14 protein-coding genes are annotated in these 17,704 nt (G+C 40.3%); 5 read left to right on the forward strand and 9 right to left on the reverse strand.

Features of this window, described 5'->3' with window-relative positions; genetic code table 11:
- Positions 1-24: 24 nt before the first annotated feature.
- Entirely contained in the window at positions 25-303 is a 279-nt protein-coding gene (locus tag ABID99_RS17665; RefSeq protein WP_373615914.1) for a DUF72 domain-containing protein, read from the reverse strand.
- 348 nt (positions 304-651) lie between these two features.
- Positions 652-4,887, reverse strand: coding sequence for a two-component regulator propeller domain-containing protein (locus ABID99_RS17670; RefSeq protein WP_373614592.1), 4,236 nt, complete (start codon positions 4,885-4,887; stop codon positions 652-654).
- 997 nt (positions 4,888-5,884) lie between these two features.
- On the opposite strand from ABID99_RS17670, the gene ABID99_RS17675 reads away from it, so the two are divergent.
- Positions 5,885-6,349, forward strand: a complete 465-nt coding sequence (locus ABID99_RS17675) for an alpha/beta hydrolase (protein WP_373614593.1) — start codon at positions 5,885-5,887, stop codon at positions 6,347-6,349.
- Between the two features lie 163 nt (positions 6,350-6,512).
- Here ABID99_RS17675 and ABID99_RS17680 read toward each other — a convergent pair whose 3' ends face one another.
- Positions 6,513-6,671, reverse strand: a complete 159-nt coding sequence (locus ABID99_RS17680) for a Na+/H+ antiporter NhaA (RefSeq protein WP_176628483.1) — start codon at positions 6,669-6,671, stop codon at positions 6,513-6,515.
- Between the two features lie 568 nt (positions 6,672-7,239).
- On the opposite strand from ABID99_RS17680, the gene ABID99_RS17685 reads away from it, so the two are divergent.
- Positions 7,240-7,659, forward strand: coding sequence for a hypothetical protein (locus ABID99_RS17685; RefSeq protein WP_373614594.1), 420 nt, complete (start codon positions 7,240-7,242; stop codon positions 7,657-7,659).
- A 232-nt stretch (positions 7,660-7,891) separates the two neighbouring features.
- Here the strand turns inward: ABID99_RS17685 and ABID99_RS17690 are convergent, their stop codons facing one another.
- Positions 7,892-8,944, reverse strand: a complete 1,053-nt coding sequence (locus tag ABID99_RS17690) for a hypothetical protein (protein ID WP_373614595.1) — start codon at positions 8,942-8,944, stop codon at positions 7,892-7,894.
- 1,245 nt (positions 8,945-10,189) lie between these two features.
- Here ABID99_RS17690 and ABID99_RS17695 point away from each other — a divergent pair.
- Complete coding sequence (locus ABID99_RS17695) at positions 10,190-11,281, forward strand: glycosyl hydrolase (protein ID WP_373614596.1); 1,092 nt, start codon at positions 10,190-10,192, stop codon at positions 11,279-11,281.
- Positions 11,282-11,352: 71 nt separating this feature from the next.
- Here the strand turns inward: ABID99_RS17695 and ABID99_RS17700 are convergent, their stop codons facing one another.
- The 4 genes from ABID99_RS17700 to ABID99_RS17715 all read right to left on the reverse strand — a co-directional run bounded on the left by ABID99_RS17700 (position 11,353) and on the right by ABID99_RS17715 (position 14,617).
- The gene (locus ABID99_RS17700) at positions 11,353-12,084 is read right to left on the reverse strand and encodes a hypothetical protein (RefSeq protein WP_373614597.1); all 732 of its coding nucleotides are present in this window, start codon (positions 12,082-12,084) and stop codon (positions 11,353-11,355) included.
- 873 nt (positions 12,085-12,957) lie between these two features.
- Positions 12,958-13,497 carry a hypothetical protein gene (locus tag ABID99_RS17705; RefSeq protein WP_373614598.1) on the reverse strand — a complete coding sequence of 180 codons (540 nt, stop codon included), beginning with the start codon at positions 13,495-13,497 and terminating at the stop codon, positions 12,958-12,960.
- Positions 13,498-13,582: 85 nt separating this feature from the next.
- On the reverse strand, positions 13,583-14,053 hold the full coding sequence (locus ABID99_RS17710; RefSeq protein ID WP_373614599.1) for an acyltransferase family protein: 471 nt from the start codon (positions 14,051-14,053) through the stop codon (positions 13,583-13,585).
- A gap of 168 nt (positions 14,054-14,221) precedes the next feature.
- Positions 14,222-14,617, reverse strand: coding sequence for a response regulator (locus tag ABID99_RS17715; protein WP_373614600.1), 396 nt, complete (start codon positions 14,615-14,617; stop codon positions 14,222-14,224).
- A 400-nt stretch (positions 14,618-15,017) separates the two neighbouring features.
- Between ABID99_RS17715 and ABID99_RS17720 the strand changes: the two genes are divergently transcribed.
- Together ABID99_RS17720 and ABID99_RS17725 are read left to right on the forward strand one after the other, a co-directional pair.
- Positions 15,018-15,386, forward strand: a complete 369-nt coding sequence (locus tag ABID99_RS17720) for a helix-turn-helix domain-containing protein (protein ID WP_373614601.1) — start codon at positions 15,018-15,020, stop codon at positions 15,384-15,386.
- Between the two features lie 313 nt (positions 15,387-15,699).
- Positions 15,700-16,683 (forward strand): UDP-glucuronic acid decarboxylase family protein, encoded by a 984-nt coding sequence (locus ABID99_RS17725; protein WP_176628131.1) that lies wholly within the window; start codon positions 15,700-15,702, stop codon positions 16,681-16,683.
- Between the two features lie 82 nt (positions 16,684-16,765).
- Here ABID99_RS17725 and ABID99_RS17730 read toward each other — a convergent pair whose 3' ends face one another.
- Complete coding sequence (locus tag ABID99_RS17730; RefSeq protein ID WP_176628130.1) at positions 16,766-17,704, reverse strand: hypothetical protein; 939 nt, start codon at positions 17,702-17,704, stop codon at positions 16,766-16,768.

The raw sequence follows: 17,704 nt of genomic DNA on the forward strand, positions 1-17,704 counted from the left end.
AACTATGCTGATTGCTGATTTGTTTTAATCCAGCCAGCGCCTCATCACTGTAAAACGAACGGTACAGGTCGGGCGCGCCGTGAAAACGGTAATAGGCCACCGGCCGGTCACCATCGCTTCGTCCAGCAATTCCGGGTGGCTTATCCCGCAAAAGGCCACACCCCGTTGTCGTAAAGCGCTGTAAACCTCTTCCCGCCACCAGCCCGGATGGCGAAATTCCAGCACATTATCAAACCCCGGATCGAGCTGATCCAACACCCTTGCCAGTCGATCCGGCGCGATCCATGCGTTCCAGATAGGAATTCAGGGCGTTCCGTTACATGTTGACCATGCTGCTTTCCTAAACCAGATATTTGAAAATGACTACGCAACAACACATTGGTCTGATGGCCCGAACGGTATGGTCAACATGCTGGCATATCCGCGTGAAACACGTTAGCGTGAAGCAGCATTAACACGCTTCCGTCGCTTTGCATGACCGCACAGGTTTATATTCATGTTCTCTCCCGCTTGTTTTTTTGGTAGAAAAGCCGCTTTAATTAAAAGTCTCTTTGACGCTAATTCGCAGATAGGCATTGTCAGGCATGTTATCTTAACCAAACGGCCTGCAAGTTATTTCTTCTGATAGCCATATCGGGATTTTGGCTTGGATTATATATATATAGTATTTTTTTTGAGCGACAACCTTGTCAGCACAGTTAAGAGCACCTCTAGTTTAAACGGTTTTGCTATATAGTCGTCCATGCCGGCTTTCAGGCAACGTTCCCGGTCTTCGTCAAAAGCGTTCGCGGTCATTGCTACTATAAAAGGCATTTGTACATAATTCCTGCGAATCGCACCGGCAGCTTCGATGCCATCCATATGAGGCATTTGGATATCCATTAAAATTAAATCATACTTTTTCTTTTCCAGCATGTTTAATACTTCGACACCGTCAGCTGCAGTATCAGGACTATAGCCCAGCTTTGATAAGATTCTGACGATTAATTTTTGATTAATGATATTATCCTCAGCGATCAGGATATCAAAAGGATGATCTACTGCAAAAGGTTCGCTCAATCGCTTTCTATCAGTTCCACCAGACAGGATGTTCGTCGCAGTCCTTGTTAGCACTCCTTCAAGCGTATTAAATAGCTGACGCTGTTTAATGGGCTTGCTGACTATACCAGAAAAGATAGCCATGTTTATTTTGCCTGTCTGACCACCTAGAGGGTTTAACAATATCACAGGGACCTGCGGATAAAGTTCCCTGATCCTCGATGCCAGGATTACTCCATCCATTTCCTGCATACTGTAATCGGTAATCACCACATCAAAGGCTTCGCTTTCACGGAGAATTTGCAATGCCTGTATCGGGGATTGGGTAATTATACACTTCAATTTCCAGTCTGTCAGTTGTTTGGCTAATGTTTCCAGTTGGGTTAGGTTGTCGTCGATAATCAAAACTTTTCGTTCCCTGTCAAACTGGAAATTTTTCAGCAGGGATGCTACGGGCAGCCCAACAGGCACCGAATAGGATACCTCAAAAAAGAAAGCAGTTCCTTTCCCTGGGATACTTTTGACATTAATAGTCCCTCCCATCAACGTGACGAGTCGCTGGCATATGGCCAGTCCAAGACCAGACCCGCCATATTTTCTGGTCGTAGACGAGTCGACCTGCGAAAATGACTTGAATAATTTATCAACCTTTTCTTCAGCTATACCTATGCCGGTATCCCTGACTTCGACTTTAAGCAAGTGCGTGCCGTCGTTTCGGCTGACAGCACTTATGCCGATATAGATATCACCTTCTGTCGTAAACTTAAATGCGTTTCCTATTAAATTGGTCAGGATTTGCTTTAGATGGAAACTGTCCCCAACGATACTTTCTGGCACACTACGATCGATCATATATATCAGATCGATCGGCGAATTCATGGTTTTCTGAAGAAACAGATCAATTACTTCTTCGACGCAAGTTCTTAAATTAAAAACATGGTGCTCAACTTCCATTTGGCCCGCCTCAATTTTTGAAAAATCGAGAACATCATTAATGACGTTCAATAACGTTTCTCCACTTGCCAGGATCATAGCAGTATATTCCTTTTGCTCTTCATTAAGCCTTGTCTCGGCCAGCAAGGAAGACATACCGATCACACCATTGAGCGGCGTGCGTATTTCATGGCTCATCGTGGAAAGAAATGCAGTCTTCGCCTCGTTAGCCCGCTCAGCCTCCAGTCTTGCTTCCTCCGCTTTCCGCCGGGATTTCAATTCCTCGGCCTTTTGTTCCAGCAACTCCTCAGACTGGGCCTTTAGTTCTTCATTGATGGACATCAGTTCTTCAGACTGGGCCTGAATTTCCCGGGACTGGGCCTGAACTTCATCCGTCCGGATTTTCACCAGCGATTCCAGCTTGTCATTCTGAAGCCTTACTTCCCGCAGACGATAACGGTTAAGGCCGTATGCACCGAGAAGAATCGCGCTAAAAAACATTAGCCGAAACCACCATGTCAGGTAGAACGGGGGGACAATGACAAGCTTGAGCATGAGCGGCCTGGTACTCCATACACCATCATTATTTGCTGCCCTGACTTTGAAAAAATAGGTGCCCGGATCAAGGTTAGTATAGGTAGCCTGCCGCTGTTCGCCTGCATACACCCATTCCTTGTCAAAACCTTCCAGCTTATAAGCGTATCGGTTCAGCGGCGTCACCGTAAAATTCAGTGCAGAATATTTGAATGTGATCACCGCCTGTGCATAAGGCAATACCAACTCGCTGGTGGTCGATATGCTTTGTTTCAAAGGTGAATTCCGTTCACCAAAGTCTTCGGACTTATTGAATATTTCAAGTCCTGTTAATACGACCGCGGGCTTATTATAATTTAGAAACACATCTTCCGGGCGGACAACCACAAAACCGTTGATGCTGCCAAAAGCAATTTCTCCCGTGGGCACCTTAATGCCCGCACCCGGATTGAATTCTTCGCTCTTCAACCCGTTGTAACGATTAAAATTCCTGAATTTCTGATTAGCGGGATCAAACTGAGAAATGCCTTTCAAAGTACTTAGCCAGATTTTACCTGTGTGGTCCCGGCTGATATAATTGACATCATTATCGGCGAGCCCGTCCCTTTCAGTATAATGTTTGAACGATTTCGAATGCCTGTCGAAAAAGTTTAACCCACCCTCCATCGTACCGATCCACATACGGCCCTGATCATCTTCAAAAAAACAATTGATTGTATTGCAGTTTAATCCGCTATTACCCATATTATACCTGGTAAATTTCCGGGTCTGCCTGTTGAAGATACTGATACCGTTGGAATAACCGCCGACCCAAATATTCCCTGCTTTATCCTCGTAAAGGGCGTCTACCCCATTATCTCCGAGGCTGTGTTCATCATGGGCGTCATTTACGATTTTAATGAATTTTCTTGCCCGAGGGTCAAACACATTTATACCACCGCTTGCTGTGCCCGCCCAAATCATGCCTTCGCTGTCTTCCAGCAAAGCGTAAACAGAATTATTGTTCAGGTTATACGACTTGTTCCCCTTCACAAAGCGCTTTATTTTGCCGGATTTGATATCCAAACAATTTAGCCCTGACGTATATGTCCCTATCCAAACCTTAGTATTTTGCCTGTTCACCAGGACGGACAGCGTGTAGTTATTGGATAGGCTGGCTGCATCCTCCGCATGATGGCTAAAATGCCTGCTGTATCCGGTCAGTTTGTTCAGATAATCTACCCCCGAATCTGTAGCCAGGTAAAGTCCCTGTTTGTTATCGGCAGCGATTCCACGGATAATATTTGCTGCTGAAGGTGCGTTGTTGCGGGCGTATTTATAAGATGGGAAATAAGTCAGGTGGCTATCGAACTTATAGATACCCAGAGAGGAAGTGGCTACCCAAAGTATCCCGTTTTTATCCTCAATAATATCATTTTGTGCATCATCAGGTTCAACAGTCCCCAGTACGTATTCTTTACCCAATGAATGAAACCTCTTTGTATCCAGGTCGAATATTTGAATGGTCGTGTTGGTGGCAACCCAAAATGCGTGCGCAGAACCTTTTCGCCTGATACTATATATTGGATTCTTGCCGGTTACTGAATTTCTATCTGCCAACGGATAGTATCTCTCGAAAGATTTGTCTTTTTTGTTGAACCGATTTAAACCATGATAGGTTGCTATCCATAAATTGCCACGAAAATCAGTATTGATATGCGCTACCATATTGTCACTGATACTTTTAGAACCGTATTGATGATGCCGGTAAGATGAAAAAGAACCGGCCCTGGAATTGTACAAATTCAAGCCAAAGTCTGTACCAACCCATAAAAGACCGTCTTTATCCTGGAAAAGACAAGTGATCCAATTACTCGACAGCCCGCGTTTACCGGAAAAACGGTCGAACCGGCTTGTTCCAACATTTAATCTGTTCAGACCATCCTCTGTCCCGACCCATATTTGCTGATCCTTATCTTCCAGAATGCAATTAACATTATTGTTGGAAAGGCTTGACGCATCACTTGAGCTGTGTCGATAATTTGTAAATGTATTTAATTTCCGGTCATATTTACTCAGACCGCCAAGACGTGTACCAATCCAGATATTCCCTTCGTGGTCCTCTGCCAGGCAATTGATCCCATTGGCATTAACACTATGGTTGTCGCCGAACTTGTGCCTGTAAACCATAAAGCTGTATCCATCATATTTATTTAGCCCGTTTTGTGTTCCAACCCACAAAAAACCATAGCTATCTTTCAACAGGCATTGCACACTATTCTGCGATAAACCATCGGAGCTGGTTAAGATAGAAAAATTTAAAATCGGCTTTTGAGCTTTTACAGGCCGGATAATAAAGAGTAATACAAATAGGGTAAGATAACCTGCGGTTATTTTGCGCATGCCAGTAAAATTGAGCGGACACTTGTTATACGTGACGCATTTCTACAAAGGTCCGTCATTAACAGGATAGTCATGTTTAAGTTAAGTTTCAACTTTTTTTGAGCAACATATTGAGTGATTCCATCCGGGTTTCGCAATCCTGAATTAACTGTTTGATGTAAACACCGGTAAGCAGGCCCTGCTGTATAAATTTGCCGTCAGTGCCCCGAACAATACCAGGCAGACAAGCGCAGATATACTGTCAATCCCGGAATTAATTAACAGGAAAATAACAATTTACATCAACGCTGTTTTTTCCATGCGCTGTTTTTATCCTATAACGAAAAACAAACAAAAAGGGTTACAACTTCCGGGGCTGCTCATATGAGGATGATTTGCCTTTTGGGTACCCATATATACTGTCGATATATAATCTGCCTTTAGCGGATAAAAGCCAGGACCTGATGGTCCTGCATGTCCTTATACCATTTGCAGCAACAAGCAGACCGTATTGCTCACCTGTGGGAAGCCGGTAGGATATTGAAAAGTAACGGTGTTCTGCTGAGGTCTGCTATCACCCATTCTGCATCCCTGGTAGCGGCGTTGCAAAGCAGCCTGATCCATAACCCAGATGTGTCAGCTATGTGCAGAGCATAGTTAGTATCAGGAATTCATCGGCCGGCTCCGGGTGTTCCCGGCATGCAGCCTGCAACATTTTATCATCGTCTTCCGCGCTGATCTCCGAATTCGAGCGTGCCGGCTTGCCCGCTTGAACTGTTGCCAGTGGAAAGTATCGCCTGGCTGGATGGCTGGTTCTTCGAAAGCTGGGCTGAGCCCCGCAAACGGCAGGACCTGTTGGGGTAGCAGCAGCGACGGAGAAAGACAATGACTTGCTATGCTTTAGTCCGTACATCATCCCAGCAGCCCCAAAATAAAAAAATAACTGAATAATACCCAAAATGTCACTGTATCCTGGTTGGCCATAGCTACGGGGGAGCCGTTATGACTGTAGCCGGCAATGACCCCAAAGTGGCCGGCTTGGTATATATCGCTGCGCATGCCCCCTGATGATGGGGAGTCGGAGGCAAATCACGGTAAGATGCATCCTTCCGCTTACAGGTCGCTGATCAAGGGAAAGGACGGCTGGGATTATATCGACCCAAAATTTTTCGCAGCTGACTTTTCAGGGGACCTGCCAGCTTCAAGAGCGGATTTTATGGCTAACTCGCAACCGCCAACAGCAGATACCGTATTCCATGCGATCATCCGCAATCCTGCCGGAAAAATGAAGCCAAGCTGGTATATGGTAGCTAAGTCAGACCGTATCATCAACCCGGATCTTGAACGGATGTACGCAAAACGTGCAAAAAGTCATGTTGTGGAAATAGAAGGAGCCGGCCATTCCGTTTACATTTCGCACGCTAAAGAGGTAGCTCAGTTGATTATTGCAGCTGCTACAGATACAAAACAAATAATTTCATGAAAACGGTTCGGCATCGAGCGTGCATTAGCTGAAGGTCATTTTATCCCCCCCCCCGAACATTTAGGAGCAGGTGGACGTACGCGGAAAAGATACTGACCCTTCACCAGGCGATTAGCAGCTGGCTATTTTCGGTGCTACCGGACTTTAAGGAAGATCATGAAGGTTAAGCGTGAAACTTGAGCTTGTGATGGTAAGCATCCGCAAAAGGGGAATTAACCCAGATGATAGCAAGCACTACCGCCAAGAATAAAACCATCCCACTTGTATACTCCAAGTGAATAAATTTGCTTACCGGCCGGATGCTCCTGGCCTTTATCATCATGCGGATGATAATTGGCGCTAACGTACAAATGTTTGAGACTTAACGGATAACAGCGCAAGCCAGAACGTTGATTACTACATACAGCATAAATCTTTTGTTATTGCTTAAGGGATATAACAAATCCGGACAGAAAGTAGCATGGCAGTCAATCTTGAGTCCCCACTATAAAGCAGTTATATTTGGTAAGTGAAATTTAGCTTAAAGAGTACCCCAATGTTTAAATTAAACGGACTATTCTTTGTACAAAACCCACATTTACTTGTTATTGAAACAACGGATTAACAGTACGCAGTCATTAAATCTAACGTTAAGCCAAGACTGAGGTGTTAATTGCGGTATATTGAATGCATTGTGGCTCGCAAAAACTTCCCAACTGATATACATTTCGGTATACAATCATACTATCCAGCAAGCATCATCTTTGATGACATTTAAATTAGCAGTCAAAATATTAACAAATAATTATTTAAAGCTCCATTCTGTGTAAGGAAGTAACAGAACGAAATGGCTACTGAATTAGCATCTTTATTAACCGGTAGTTTCAGTTATTTTAAAAACAAGTAGTGATATGGCAAAAGTGGTCAGTCTAATGATTAGCACGCCTGGCAGATTAACAAAGCAGGCTGAAACAAGGAAAGAGCGGAATCCCCACCGCGGTAAAATTGTAGAACTTACTATACGTCGTCAATCAATGGGTTTGAGCGAAGTCTCGCGAAAAGTCGGCGTCAGCCGGGGGACATTGTATAACTGGTTTGAAAAAGAAGACCTTGAAACGAGCAATATGATGAAGGCCGGCCTTGCTAAAAATCACAACTTTTTAAAAGAATTTCCTTCTGAGATCAATGAGAAAAGCCTATCAGGCTTGAAAATCCAGGGAACTAAAGCTTTTTACACTGATAAAGAACAGGAGGCGGTACATTACTGGATGGAAAAATATATTCGCTTGCTGGAGAGATATAACGAAACTCTAAATTGTAAAATGGATTGAATCCAATTGCTTTGGTTAGCTGCATGGAAGGATGTCCGGCAAAGGTGGATAGGTTAACTTTAGATATGGCAGGTTACATCGTTCAATCAATGGTATCACAATTCACGTAGCTTGCAGTATAATACAGACCGGCTGAATCATCTTTGCCAACTAAACAACTAATAGCCAACTTACTCATCTACTGCACCCTGCGAATCAACGAACATCCACTCACCCACTCTTTTTATTGACATCATCGGTTTGCTCTGAGGATCAATTTACGAACAGTTCTATTATCAGTAAAATAAAGCGTATTTTCATCTTTGGATAGCGCCAGGTTAAACGCGTGCACGTCTGCACCATTACCAATGCCGTCATGCCCATCTTCCGGCATATGTGGCCCCACCAGGTAATGTACCTCACCGTTAAAAAGGCCATAAATTCGGCCTCCAGATGTAAGGTATATGGTTCTGCTATCTTTATTTGCTATAATATCGTCTATTATACCAAAAGCAACGGGCGTGGCAAGTCGGGTCAATTCGCCGGATGAAGTATATTTGTAAATATGCGTGTTATTAACCACCAAATATTTTACACCATTATAGGCAGAAAAGATTTTAGAAACAACCGGAAATTTTTGATCGGCGGGGAGCAGCGAAGATTCAGCTAAATAATATGGATTTACACCCTGCCTTCCGCCAGGCAGAAACTGTTCAATAAATCCTTTAAACCCGGCCGCGGTATACTCCAAACCGCAAGTCCAGTAATAGTCATTAAACGGGTCACTTGACCAGCCACCGTAATCAGCATTTTTATTTGCCTTAACAGCTATAGTCAAGCCTCCTGGTTTCCATACCCAAAATTTATATTTTAAATCCAAATCAACTTGCTTGGCAAAAATTGTAATTGTTCCATCATTTGCCTGTTTAACAAAATAGGGATTAATTAATCTTGATCCGTCTCTAGCGTGCGGCACACCCAAGGTAGATACATCCCCTTCTTGCGTGATCTTCCTGATTTTATTGTTTCTTGTATCAGCCACCAAAAGGCTTCCATCATTTGCCAGTTCAATCCCAACCGTCGACATAAATAACGCGTTCTTCCCCACACCGTCCCGATATCCTTCTGTATTAAATGTGCCGGCAATTGTCGTAACAGCAAGTGTATTACTGGTTTTTGACGTAAAAACGGCCTCGGCGGTGTTAGTTAATGCTAAATTGCCCGGAGCATACTCCGAATTCTTTTTACAGGAAACGATAACGCAAAGCAATATGCAAAACGTCAAGCAAATGGTTAAATACCTCATTTATATTCAATTAATTGTCATCCATTTAATATCCAAATCCGAATTGGCATTGCCAATACTTTTGTTAAATCAATTCGATTTCCGTTATAAATCCCGACCGCCTGCCCTGCCGATACAATATAAAAGATGCCATCACCCCCAATTCACTATTTTCTCGTAACGGTGGAAAGGCATTAGGTACCGCCGTGGTTGGTACGTTGTTGGTACTGATATCTCTATTCTTATTAGACGTCCAAAAAGTCGGCTGTGTATATGCTTCCATCAATACCTATTCATGTGGCAAATGGTTCCAAAATTTAGCGTCAGGTCCGACCTGTTTAATTAAAAGGGCACCTGCCTACTGAAATAAATTTCCGGCTATGACTCCCACCTTAATTTCCGGTACACAGGGTTTCTTTACAGCCAGTGACGCATTAATATCAGGGGGAGTTACGGTCTTAACACGGCCTGTTCTACAACCAGCAAAACGCAACCAAACGCAATAACATTATTTTTTTTCTTACCTATAGCCGAATTGTAGGTTTACATGCGGCAATATTACAAAGTATTTAACAGGCGATTGCATGTAGGTCACAAACGTATAACAATTTGTGTATCAATGAGAAATAACCTAAATTCGAAGCGCCATTTTTCTATGGCCTAATCCACACACAAGATATATTGTGGACATCATGTGTTTTTTAAAAAACCAAAGCGTCATTTAACGTTTAACACCATTTTGAAAAAAGGAGCAAAACCTTTCAAATACACAGAAAATTTCACAATTTCATTATTCTTGACCAAAAAATGTGTTTTTTTTGGTCAAAAAGCCACATTATGTTTTTAGGGGTTCGGCCTATCTTTGTGTAGTTATAACACTATACGGGCGCATCCAAGCCGATACCGGTCATAGGCTAAGCTCGCAGCCTGACTTGAAATGCATTATGTTTGAAAGACATGCCGGCGTCAATGCTGACAATAATTAAGTTTTTGGGGATAAATTCCCTGAAAAACTATTGCCCACTAGTTAACATCATCATTTAATGCAAAAAAAATATGAATTTTTTATTTTTTTTTTGCAACAATTCCATTACACTATGCAACAATATAACTAACTCAAAAACAGGCAATAACAACTAATAAAAAAGCAAACAATTATCATTAAGGTTCCAATTAATTCATTTTTTTCAAATAATTACCAAAATCAATGCAACATCTATAACAAAATCACCGTTTGACCCCTAACTATTAATTAAATCCCATATCATGTTAAAGTTCGATCGTACAAAACTATGGGCACTTGGCGTCACGGCCGGATGTTGTCTGGCATCTTGTTCAATTAAAGATGACGTACAACCCGCCCACATGGCTACAATCCCTGAAAATCAATCAACGGTTTTCGCAAGCACGGCAACTACCACGGTTTCATCAAAAATTACCGTTGCCGGCTCAACACTCCAATTAGGCATCAACGGCCACCCGCTTGGCGATCAGCCTTACATCCAAACTCCCGCTACCAAACAAATTTCCCTTTTAAAGGGGATGGGTATGAACTGGTACAGGATAGATTGCATGGCACAATCTGACGGTACGATTACCGTACCACACCTGTTAAGCCCTTTGTTAGATGCCGCCGCAGCCGGTAAAGTAAACATTTTACCAATGCTTTACACCAGAACCATGGATCTAACCAAAAGCCAAAGCTACAATTACGAGGCTGGCAAAAAACTGGGGACTAATTTTGGTGCCAAGTATGCGCAAAACTTTGAGTACTATGATCTCGGAAACGACCTTACCTTAGATTTGTTGCTTCCAGGAAAAGTAGGCTGGAGTCAGTACGATTTTGACAGGACGAAATTTAACAGAACGGCAGCATATCTAAAAGGTATGGATGAGGGTTTAAAATCTCAAGACCCTAATGCAAAAACCATGATTTCTGCTGGTTGGTTACAATACGCGTTTTTAAGAATGTGCGACACCTATGGCGTAAAATTTAACGTGGTAGCTTACCATTGGTACTCAGAAATGGAAAGGCTTGCTCCTAACTACAAGATAAACGACATTACAGTGAAGCTTGGAAGTTTATTCCCTAAAAAACCAATCTGGATCACAGAATCTAACATCAGGTACAGCAGCACCCAGACACAAAGCGAAAAAGAGCAAAATCAAAATACTTTCGTAGCCAACTTTGTAGCCAAATGTAAAGCCAACCCCCAGGTTAAAGTATTGATGTTTTACGAATTATTTGATGAGCCTTTAAAAAGCGCGCAGGAAGGCAGCTACGGATTTTTGAAATGGACCACTCCTTATACCAGCTGGGCAAAGAAACAGGTAGCAACCAACTTAACCATTTACTAAGGTGGCCATCATCCGCTTTCAAACATTTTGAAGGCTAGGCCAAAATAAAAGAACCGAAAAAGTGGCTGATCTCATACGGTAGAAACAGCCACTTTTTCATTGTCAGCTATTACAAGTGTTGCGCTTTTTGATGGGTGCACGGTTGTTTGTTTATCGCTTGTTTTACGCGGTACATCCAGGCGCTCCAACACAAAGCCCAACGCTAAATATATCCAAAAGGATGGGTAGGCAAATTCAGGTACCGTGGTCATTAAGATCAGGAAAACCATCACCAAACCTAATTTATATCCAATTGAAACCAACTTAATTGGAATTGACAGAAACATATTCCTTAGAACAAACCAGCTAAATACTAAAAATCCTATAATGCCATTATTAAGCATTAAGGTTGAAAAATAGTCTCCGGAGCGAACATAGCCAAAGCCGATACCTAAAGCCTGACTCCAACCGTTGAGGTTAGCCCAAAACGAAATATGATTAACAAAATCCTTACCTCTTGATTCAGAAGACGAACTTTGACCGCCCAATTTGTTTCCAAATGTAAAATCATATACACTATCCAAAAGGTGCTGAAATTTGTCCATTTGCAGTACCGCGCATATGATAACCATAAGACCACATGCATAGAAGAATATTTGAAAATTTCTTTTATACAATACCCAAAAACCCAAAAACAATAGCATTGATGCATATGCGGTTGTTGAAAAGGTAAATAATAAGCAAGTAAATAGGAGCCAGATATCGTAATTCCTTTTTAAGCCAAAAGCTAACACCCAAAAAGGAAAAACGGTATAAACAAACATAGAGGGCTCACCGGTATAGCCTTTTAACCTCATCAGCCCTATGCCGCCAAGGCTAACTGTTTGAAACAGGGAACCTGATGAGGCATCGTCTCCAAAAGTTCGATTAACCATAAAATCACCATTTATACCTGTTGCCGCATAAAGCACAAATTCATATAACGCATAAAAACACAACAATCTTAATCCGAAGTATATAAAATTGATTATCTTATCATTAGAAAAGTTCTTGACGTACAAATAAATAACAAACCCGACTATCAATGACAGCGATTGGGTAATTAACGAGGTACGAAAGAAAGTTTTAGTAAAATTGTTTTTGTTGATCAGCAACAGGTCGTTAGTTAATTTTAAATTTATAAGCAAGTTGATCAATTGTGATGAAAAGGCGAATATTAGCATTACGCAAAAAAAACAGGCGAATTCCCGAAAAAAACGCCTTTTACTTGCTATTGATGGCAACAGCGGAATAAACGGAAATAGCAAACCCGCAAAAACTGTTATAATAGTAGTACCAGGTATTGAGGGTACAAGCACGAAGGTTGTAATCGGAAAAAAAAGCATCAAAAAATTAACACATCTCTTTACAAAAGCTGCATCAGCATTGGCATCCAACATATAGGCCGGCCCATTTATCATTAAGTTCTTCATGTGCTATAATTGAATAAGGAAGCATTTGTCTTATTGCGCAATACTTGTTAAATAAGTATTTAAGCAAATATTGCAAAGTTTTATCCATTAATAACCGGGCTTGATTGATTGGGTGCTTTATGTGAAATATTGTATAATAGTGTGCTAAATTTACATTCCCTCCTACGGTTAGGACTTACCGCCTTTGATGGTACCGGTAATTACAAAAACACCAAACCCATAGATTCAGGCGGTTTTTATAATAGTTTGCCTTATTGACCCGCGCTTTTTGTCGATTTTTTTTGGGAACATAAATAACCAGGCGGTATACTCGTTCTTCACTATTATCTTATACAAAAACAGAGGTATAAATATGCCCGCTAATGTACCTGCTACACAATTAATAGCCAAATTATCTACTTTTAAAATTTTTAATAAAAAAATGCGCGTTCCACTTGCAACAAGCATATGGGCAAGGTAAATAGGCAGTGACCGTTTTCCGATATAACTAAGTATCGAAAGAAAATTTGCTGCTAATGCAAGCCTTGAAAGCTGAACTACCAACACCGATCCTGCAACACCCACTAAAAACTTCGACAAGATTGTTGAGTTGAAAGGAGAAATTCCGGATAAATAAAAGTATTCCGTTGCCGCAAAAGCAATTATCCCTGCCAACAAAAAACTCCACTGTCCTATTATTAAAATAAACCTCCGGCTTTGAGAAAATAATATCCCTATATTGAAAAATATTAAAAATTGAAAAGTGTTATTAAATGTTTCGGGCACAAACCGCCTGAATAAAACATATGCAACCCATAATGCTGTTGAAAAATAGATCCCGGCCGCAGCGTTTATCCGGAATAAAAAATAATTAATCATTGTAATGAAAAACAACGCATATAAAAACCAGAACTGATCTCTTGGTATTATCAGACAGGTAATTAATTCGGTTTAAGGGTGTTTGCTTATTGGTATAGGGGCTCATGGTAGAAATTAGGATCTCGGCCGATGTTTGCAGTATAGACCAGATAATAAACGGATAAACCAATCCCCTAATTTTGTCGAACAGAAAATCCTTTTTGTATAACGACGACATAAAAAAGTATCCGGACAACATAAAAAACAAAGGCATATGGAAGCTATAGATAAATTTATCAGACAACTCAAAGAAGCTTGCATATTGGCTAAATAATCCTTTTACCGGCCTGATCTCGCGCAACACATGGCCGTAAACAACCAACACAATCCCCACTCCTTTAGCATAATCAACCCACAACAATCTATCGCTTAGGTTATGGAGCTTAGTTACCCCTGGTGTTTGTGCTTGGATGTAGCTCTGCATATAAAACTTTCTGTTTGCGAAAAAACTAAACTAACGGGTTTTAACTAAAGTTAATCTCACTTAAATACAATTGATACTAAAATGTGTATTTATGAGATATTAAGAATTAATAAACAGAATACAACTACTCACTTTCGGGATCTGCTCAACATTATTTTATAGAAACAGTTATGGTTTACTTCCGATAACACTTAAAAGCTGTTCGATGGTTATCGGTTTTACATGATATGTGCAAACATGCGGGTACAGCATACATCGTTGCATATCCTTAGGACTCATTGACGAAGATAATATATGAACTTCAATATTTTTTGTAAACAAGGGATAGATCTGCTCAAACTTATCCAAAAATTGATAGCCATTAAACTTAGGCATGTACAAGTCCAAAAATATAATTTCAGGCAAATGATCTTTATCAGTCGCACATTCCTTTAATTCCCGAAGTGCGCCAACCGCATCTACTGTTGTAATACAGGATTTAAATAAATGATATTTTCTTTGCAGAAGTGTCAGAATATAAAGGTCCAACTGATTATCATCAATATATAAGACATTTTTCAACATATATTCAAAGCCTGTACAACACCCTAATCTTCAACGATACTAACCTATCAATTTATCTGAAATATTTAATGCTGCTACTTCTAAAAACCCCAAAATGCTCATTTTTAGTGAAATAATTGGTTAAAAATTGTGATAATAACGCCATTTTTTATAGCAAAACCTACCAAATTAATGTTAACCCGGTGTTAAGAGTTTTTTTTATTCTTTCACCGCTAAATTTTTATAAAATATTCTCGATTTGGATTTAAATTTACCTCTGCCGGCAACTATTTGACTACGGAACTCGCAAATTGTTCATAATCTTTTTCACATTAAGAAAAAAATAGCTTATCTTGGAGCATATATCCACTTGTTAACCTACTTCTAACTTGGATATTAAACAACTAAACTTTATTGACATATGGAAAAACATTACGGACAAATAATTGAATACGTTATCAGGAAAAAAGGCTTTAATATAAGCGATCTGGCCCGAAGTTTAGACATCAACAGAAGATCGTTGTATAACTGGTTTAATCAAAAGGACCTGAGTGCCGCACATATCTTTAAAATTGGAAATGTTATACGGCATGATTTTTCAATTGAATTTCCTGATATGTTTACTAAAGATGATTTTAAGTTTATCAATCAACGTTATGCTGATAACATCTTGGTTTCAACCACTCCACAACAATTAACGGATTGGAAGGAAAAATATTTACGCCTGCTAGAAGAATATGATACCGCAGTACTAATTGCCGACAAAAAGCGATTAGTGAACGTAAAATAAATTTTCTTTTTTCGCCGACAAATAGCTCTTCCATCAACTTTATTATTAAAGTTATTGTGTATAATTTTATGCTAAATACACATAACTGAGAAACTTTCCGCCTCATAACTGCGCGTTTCAGGCCGAATAAATACCTCTATTATAGTATTTTATAAATGCTACGATACCCCCACACACAATATACAAGAGACTGATTTTAAATCACCACGCGCTGTTGTACACATTTGCTCAATTATTCTCAATAAAATCGCAATCTCATTTCAGCAGCTGTAACGGCATTTTTTTTTGTTAAAATAGCTGGAAATTCAGCAAAATGGGAAAACAAAAAAGAATTTTGATCACCGGAGCCGCAGGTTTTTTAGGCTCTCATCTCTGTGATAGATTTATCCTGGAGGATTATCATGTTATAGGGATGGACAATTTAATTACCGGGGAACTCCGCAACATAGAACACCTGTTCAAACTGGAAAACTTTGAATTTTATCACCATGACGTATCTAAATTCATTTTCGTTCCGGGAGAATTAGATTATATTTTACATTTTGCATCACCAGCAAGTCCTATTGATTACTTAAAAATCCCCATACAGACTTTAAAAGTGGGCTCGCTGGGCACTCACAATTTATTGGGATTGGCCCGGGCTAAAAATGCCAGGATTCTTATAGCTTCAACCTCTGAGGTATATGGAGATCCTTCCGTTAACCCCCAGCCCGAAGAATATTGGGGCAATGTAAATCCTGTGGGACCAAGAGGCGTTTATGATGAAGCGAAACGTTTTCAGGAGGCCATTACAATGGCTTACCATACATTTCATGGTGTGGAAACAAGAATTGTGAGGATATTTAACACATATGGGCCAAGGATGAGATTAAATGACGGCCGCGTGCTGCCAGCCTTTATTGGGCAGGCTTTACGGGAAGAGCCTTTAACTATATTTGGCGATGGTTCGCAAACCCGTTCTTTTTGCTATGTCGATGATTTGATTGAAGGAATATATCGCCTCCTGCATAGCAGCTATGTTCAACCCATGAATATCGGTAACCCCGATGAAATAACGATACGCCAGTTTGGAGAAGAAATACTTAAATTAACGGGGAGCGACCAGGAACTAATTTGTTTACCATTGCCGACCGATGATCCGAAACAACGCAGGCCCGATATTACAAAAGCTAAAGCTATATTGGGATGGGAGCCGCAGGTTTCACGAAGCGAAGGATTAAAAATAACGCTTGAGTATTTCAAATCTCTTTCAAAAATGGAGATTGAGCATAAGGATTTTTACTACTATAACAAATAACAAAATGACAATGCCGGTGTGCTTTTGGCTTACCGGCATTATGCTATTTATGAAGTCCCTGCATTATATCATCGTACGACGGCTAATTATTCATTGACAACTTTCGAAAGTGCCCTCTTTTTGACAGTGTATCAATAAGTTTAGCATTGTAAATATTTACCCCCCGTTGGTTTAGATGGCTATCATCATAGTACATGCTATCCGGAAGGTTTAATATTTTATTGAAATTATAGTATTCACCAAGGCTGGAAAATACCCTATCTATTTCATCATTATTTTGATATGAAGCATAATTGCTTCTTGAAAAGGGTGCCTGGATAATTACGAATTTTATTTGTTGCGACCGCAACTCATTTAAGCCTGCTTTAAAAGCTTCCAACTGTGTGGCAGAGATATTAACGTTTTGTTTAAATCTTGTTTTTTTGAATTGCAAATGCCTGAAAGATTGGACATATCCTCCGGGTATGTAGGTATCTCCTTGATTGTCTGATAGCTTCTGCTTTTTTATGTGAAATTCATTGTTGAAAGCACCAAACAGTAAGGTATTGTATAATTTGATGTTGTTAATTTTAAAGGATAAAGCAACAATATCTTTATCTATTAGCCCGCTTGATATGAGGTCTATTTGCGATTCAAGCCCATCAACGCCGAACAAAACCGGATAAACATCAACAATAACCAATTTAGGTTTTAATTTTGTTACGTACTTACCTAAAACATAACGCGTTTGTAAGGGCGATTGCGAGCTTGACCCTAAATTAAACATTGATATCCCCGATTTTTTGAATATCCTGGGATCGTACCCGCGATAAGCGTGCGACGACCCGGCTACCACCAAATCAACATTTTTTATTTTCGAAACTTCATCAAATCGTTGCCTGGTAAACCCCATCCCACCGAAATAATTAAAATTCACTGCAAATGATGCAGGCACTATCGTGCCATATAATAGTATTAGTACAACATAAAATAAACTGCAAAACACAGAAAAAAAGAAAAATCTGAATACAAATTTTTTCAT

It is taken from the genome of Mucilaginibacter sp. OAE612, from assembly GCF_041806395.1.
Taxonomy (GTDB): domain Bacteria; phylum Bacteroidota; class Bacteroidia; order Sphingobacteriales; family Sphingobacteriaceae; genus Mucilaginibacter; species Mucilaginibacter rubeus.

Bases quoted from the DNA above. Each gene is read 5' to 3' on its own strand.
- ABID99_RS17670 (WP_373614592.1), bottom strand. From the start codon at position 4,887: ATGCGCAAAATAACCGCAGGTTATCTTACCCTATTTGTATTACTCTTT.
- ABID99_RS17675 (WP_373614593.1), top strand. From the start codon at position 5,885: ATGACCCCAAAGTGGCCGGCTTGGTATATATCGCTGCGCATGCCCCCT.
- ABID99_RS17680 (WP_176628483.1), bottom strand. From the start codon at position 6,671: ATGATGATAAAGGCCAGGAGCATCCGGCCGGTAAGCAAATTTATTCAC.
- ABID99_RS17685 (WP_373614594.1), top strand. From the start codon at position 7,240: ATGGCAAAAGTGGTCAGTCTAATGATTAGCACGCCTGGCAGATTAACA.
- ABID99_RS17690 (WP_373614595.1), bottom strand. From the start codon at position 8,944: ATGAGGTATTTAACCATTTGCTTGACGTTTTGCATATTGCTTTGCGTT.
- ABID99_RS17695 (WP_373614596.1), top strand. From the start codon at position 10,190: ATGTTAAAGTTCGATCGTACAAAACTATGGGCACTTGGCGTCACGGCC.
- ABID99_RS17700 (WP_373614597.1), bottom strand. From the start codon at position 12,084: ATGTTTGTTTATACCGTTTTTCCTTTTTGGGTGTTAGCTTTTGGCTTA.
- ABID99_RS17710 (WP_373614599.1), bottom strand. From the start codon at position 14,053: ATGCAGAGCTACATCCAAGCACAAACACCAGGGGTAACTAAGCTCCAT.
- ABID99_RS17715 (WP_373614600.1), bottom strand. From the start codon at position 14,617: ATGTTGAAAAATGTCTTATATATTGATGATAATCAGTTGGACCTTTAT.
- ABID99_RS17720 (WP_373614601.1), top strand. From the start codon at position 15,018: ATGGAAAAACATTACGGACAAATAATTGAATACGTTATCAGGAAAAAA.
- ABID99_RS17725 (WP_176628131.1), top strand. From the start codon at position 15,700: ATGGGAAAACAAAAAAGAATTTTGATCACCGGAGCCGCAGGTTTTTTA.
- ABID99_RS17730 (WP_176628130.1), bottom strand. From the start codon at position 17,704: ATGAAAAAATTTGTATTCAGATTTTTCTTTTTTTCTGTGTTTTGCAGT.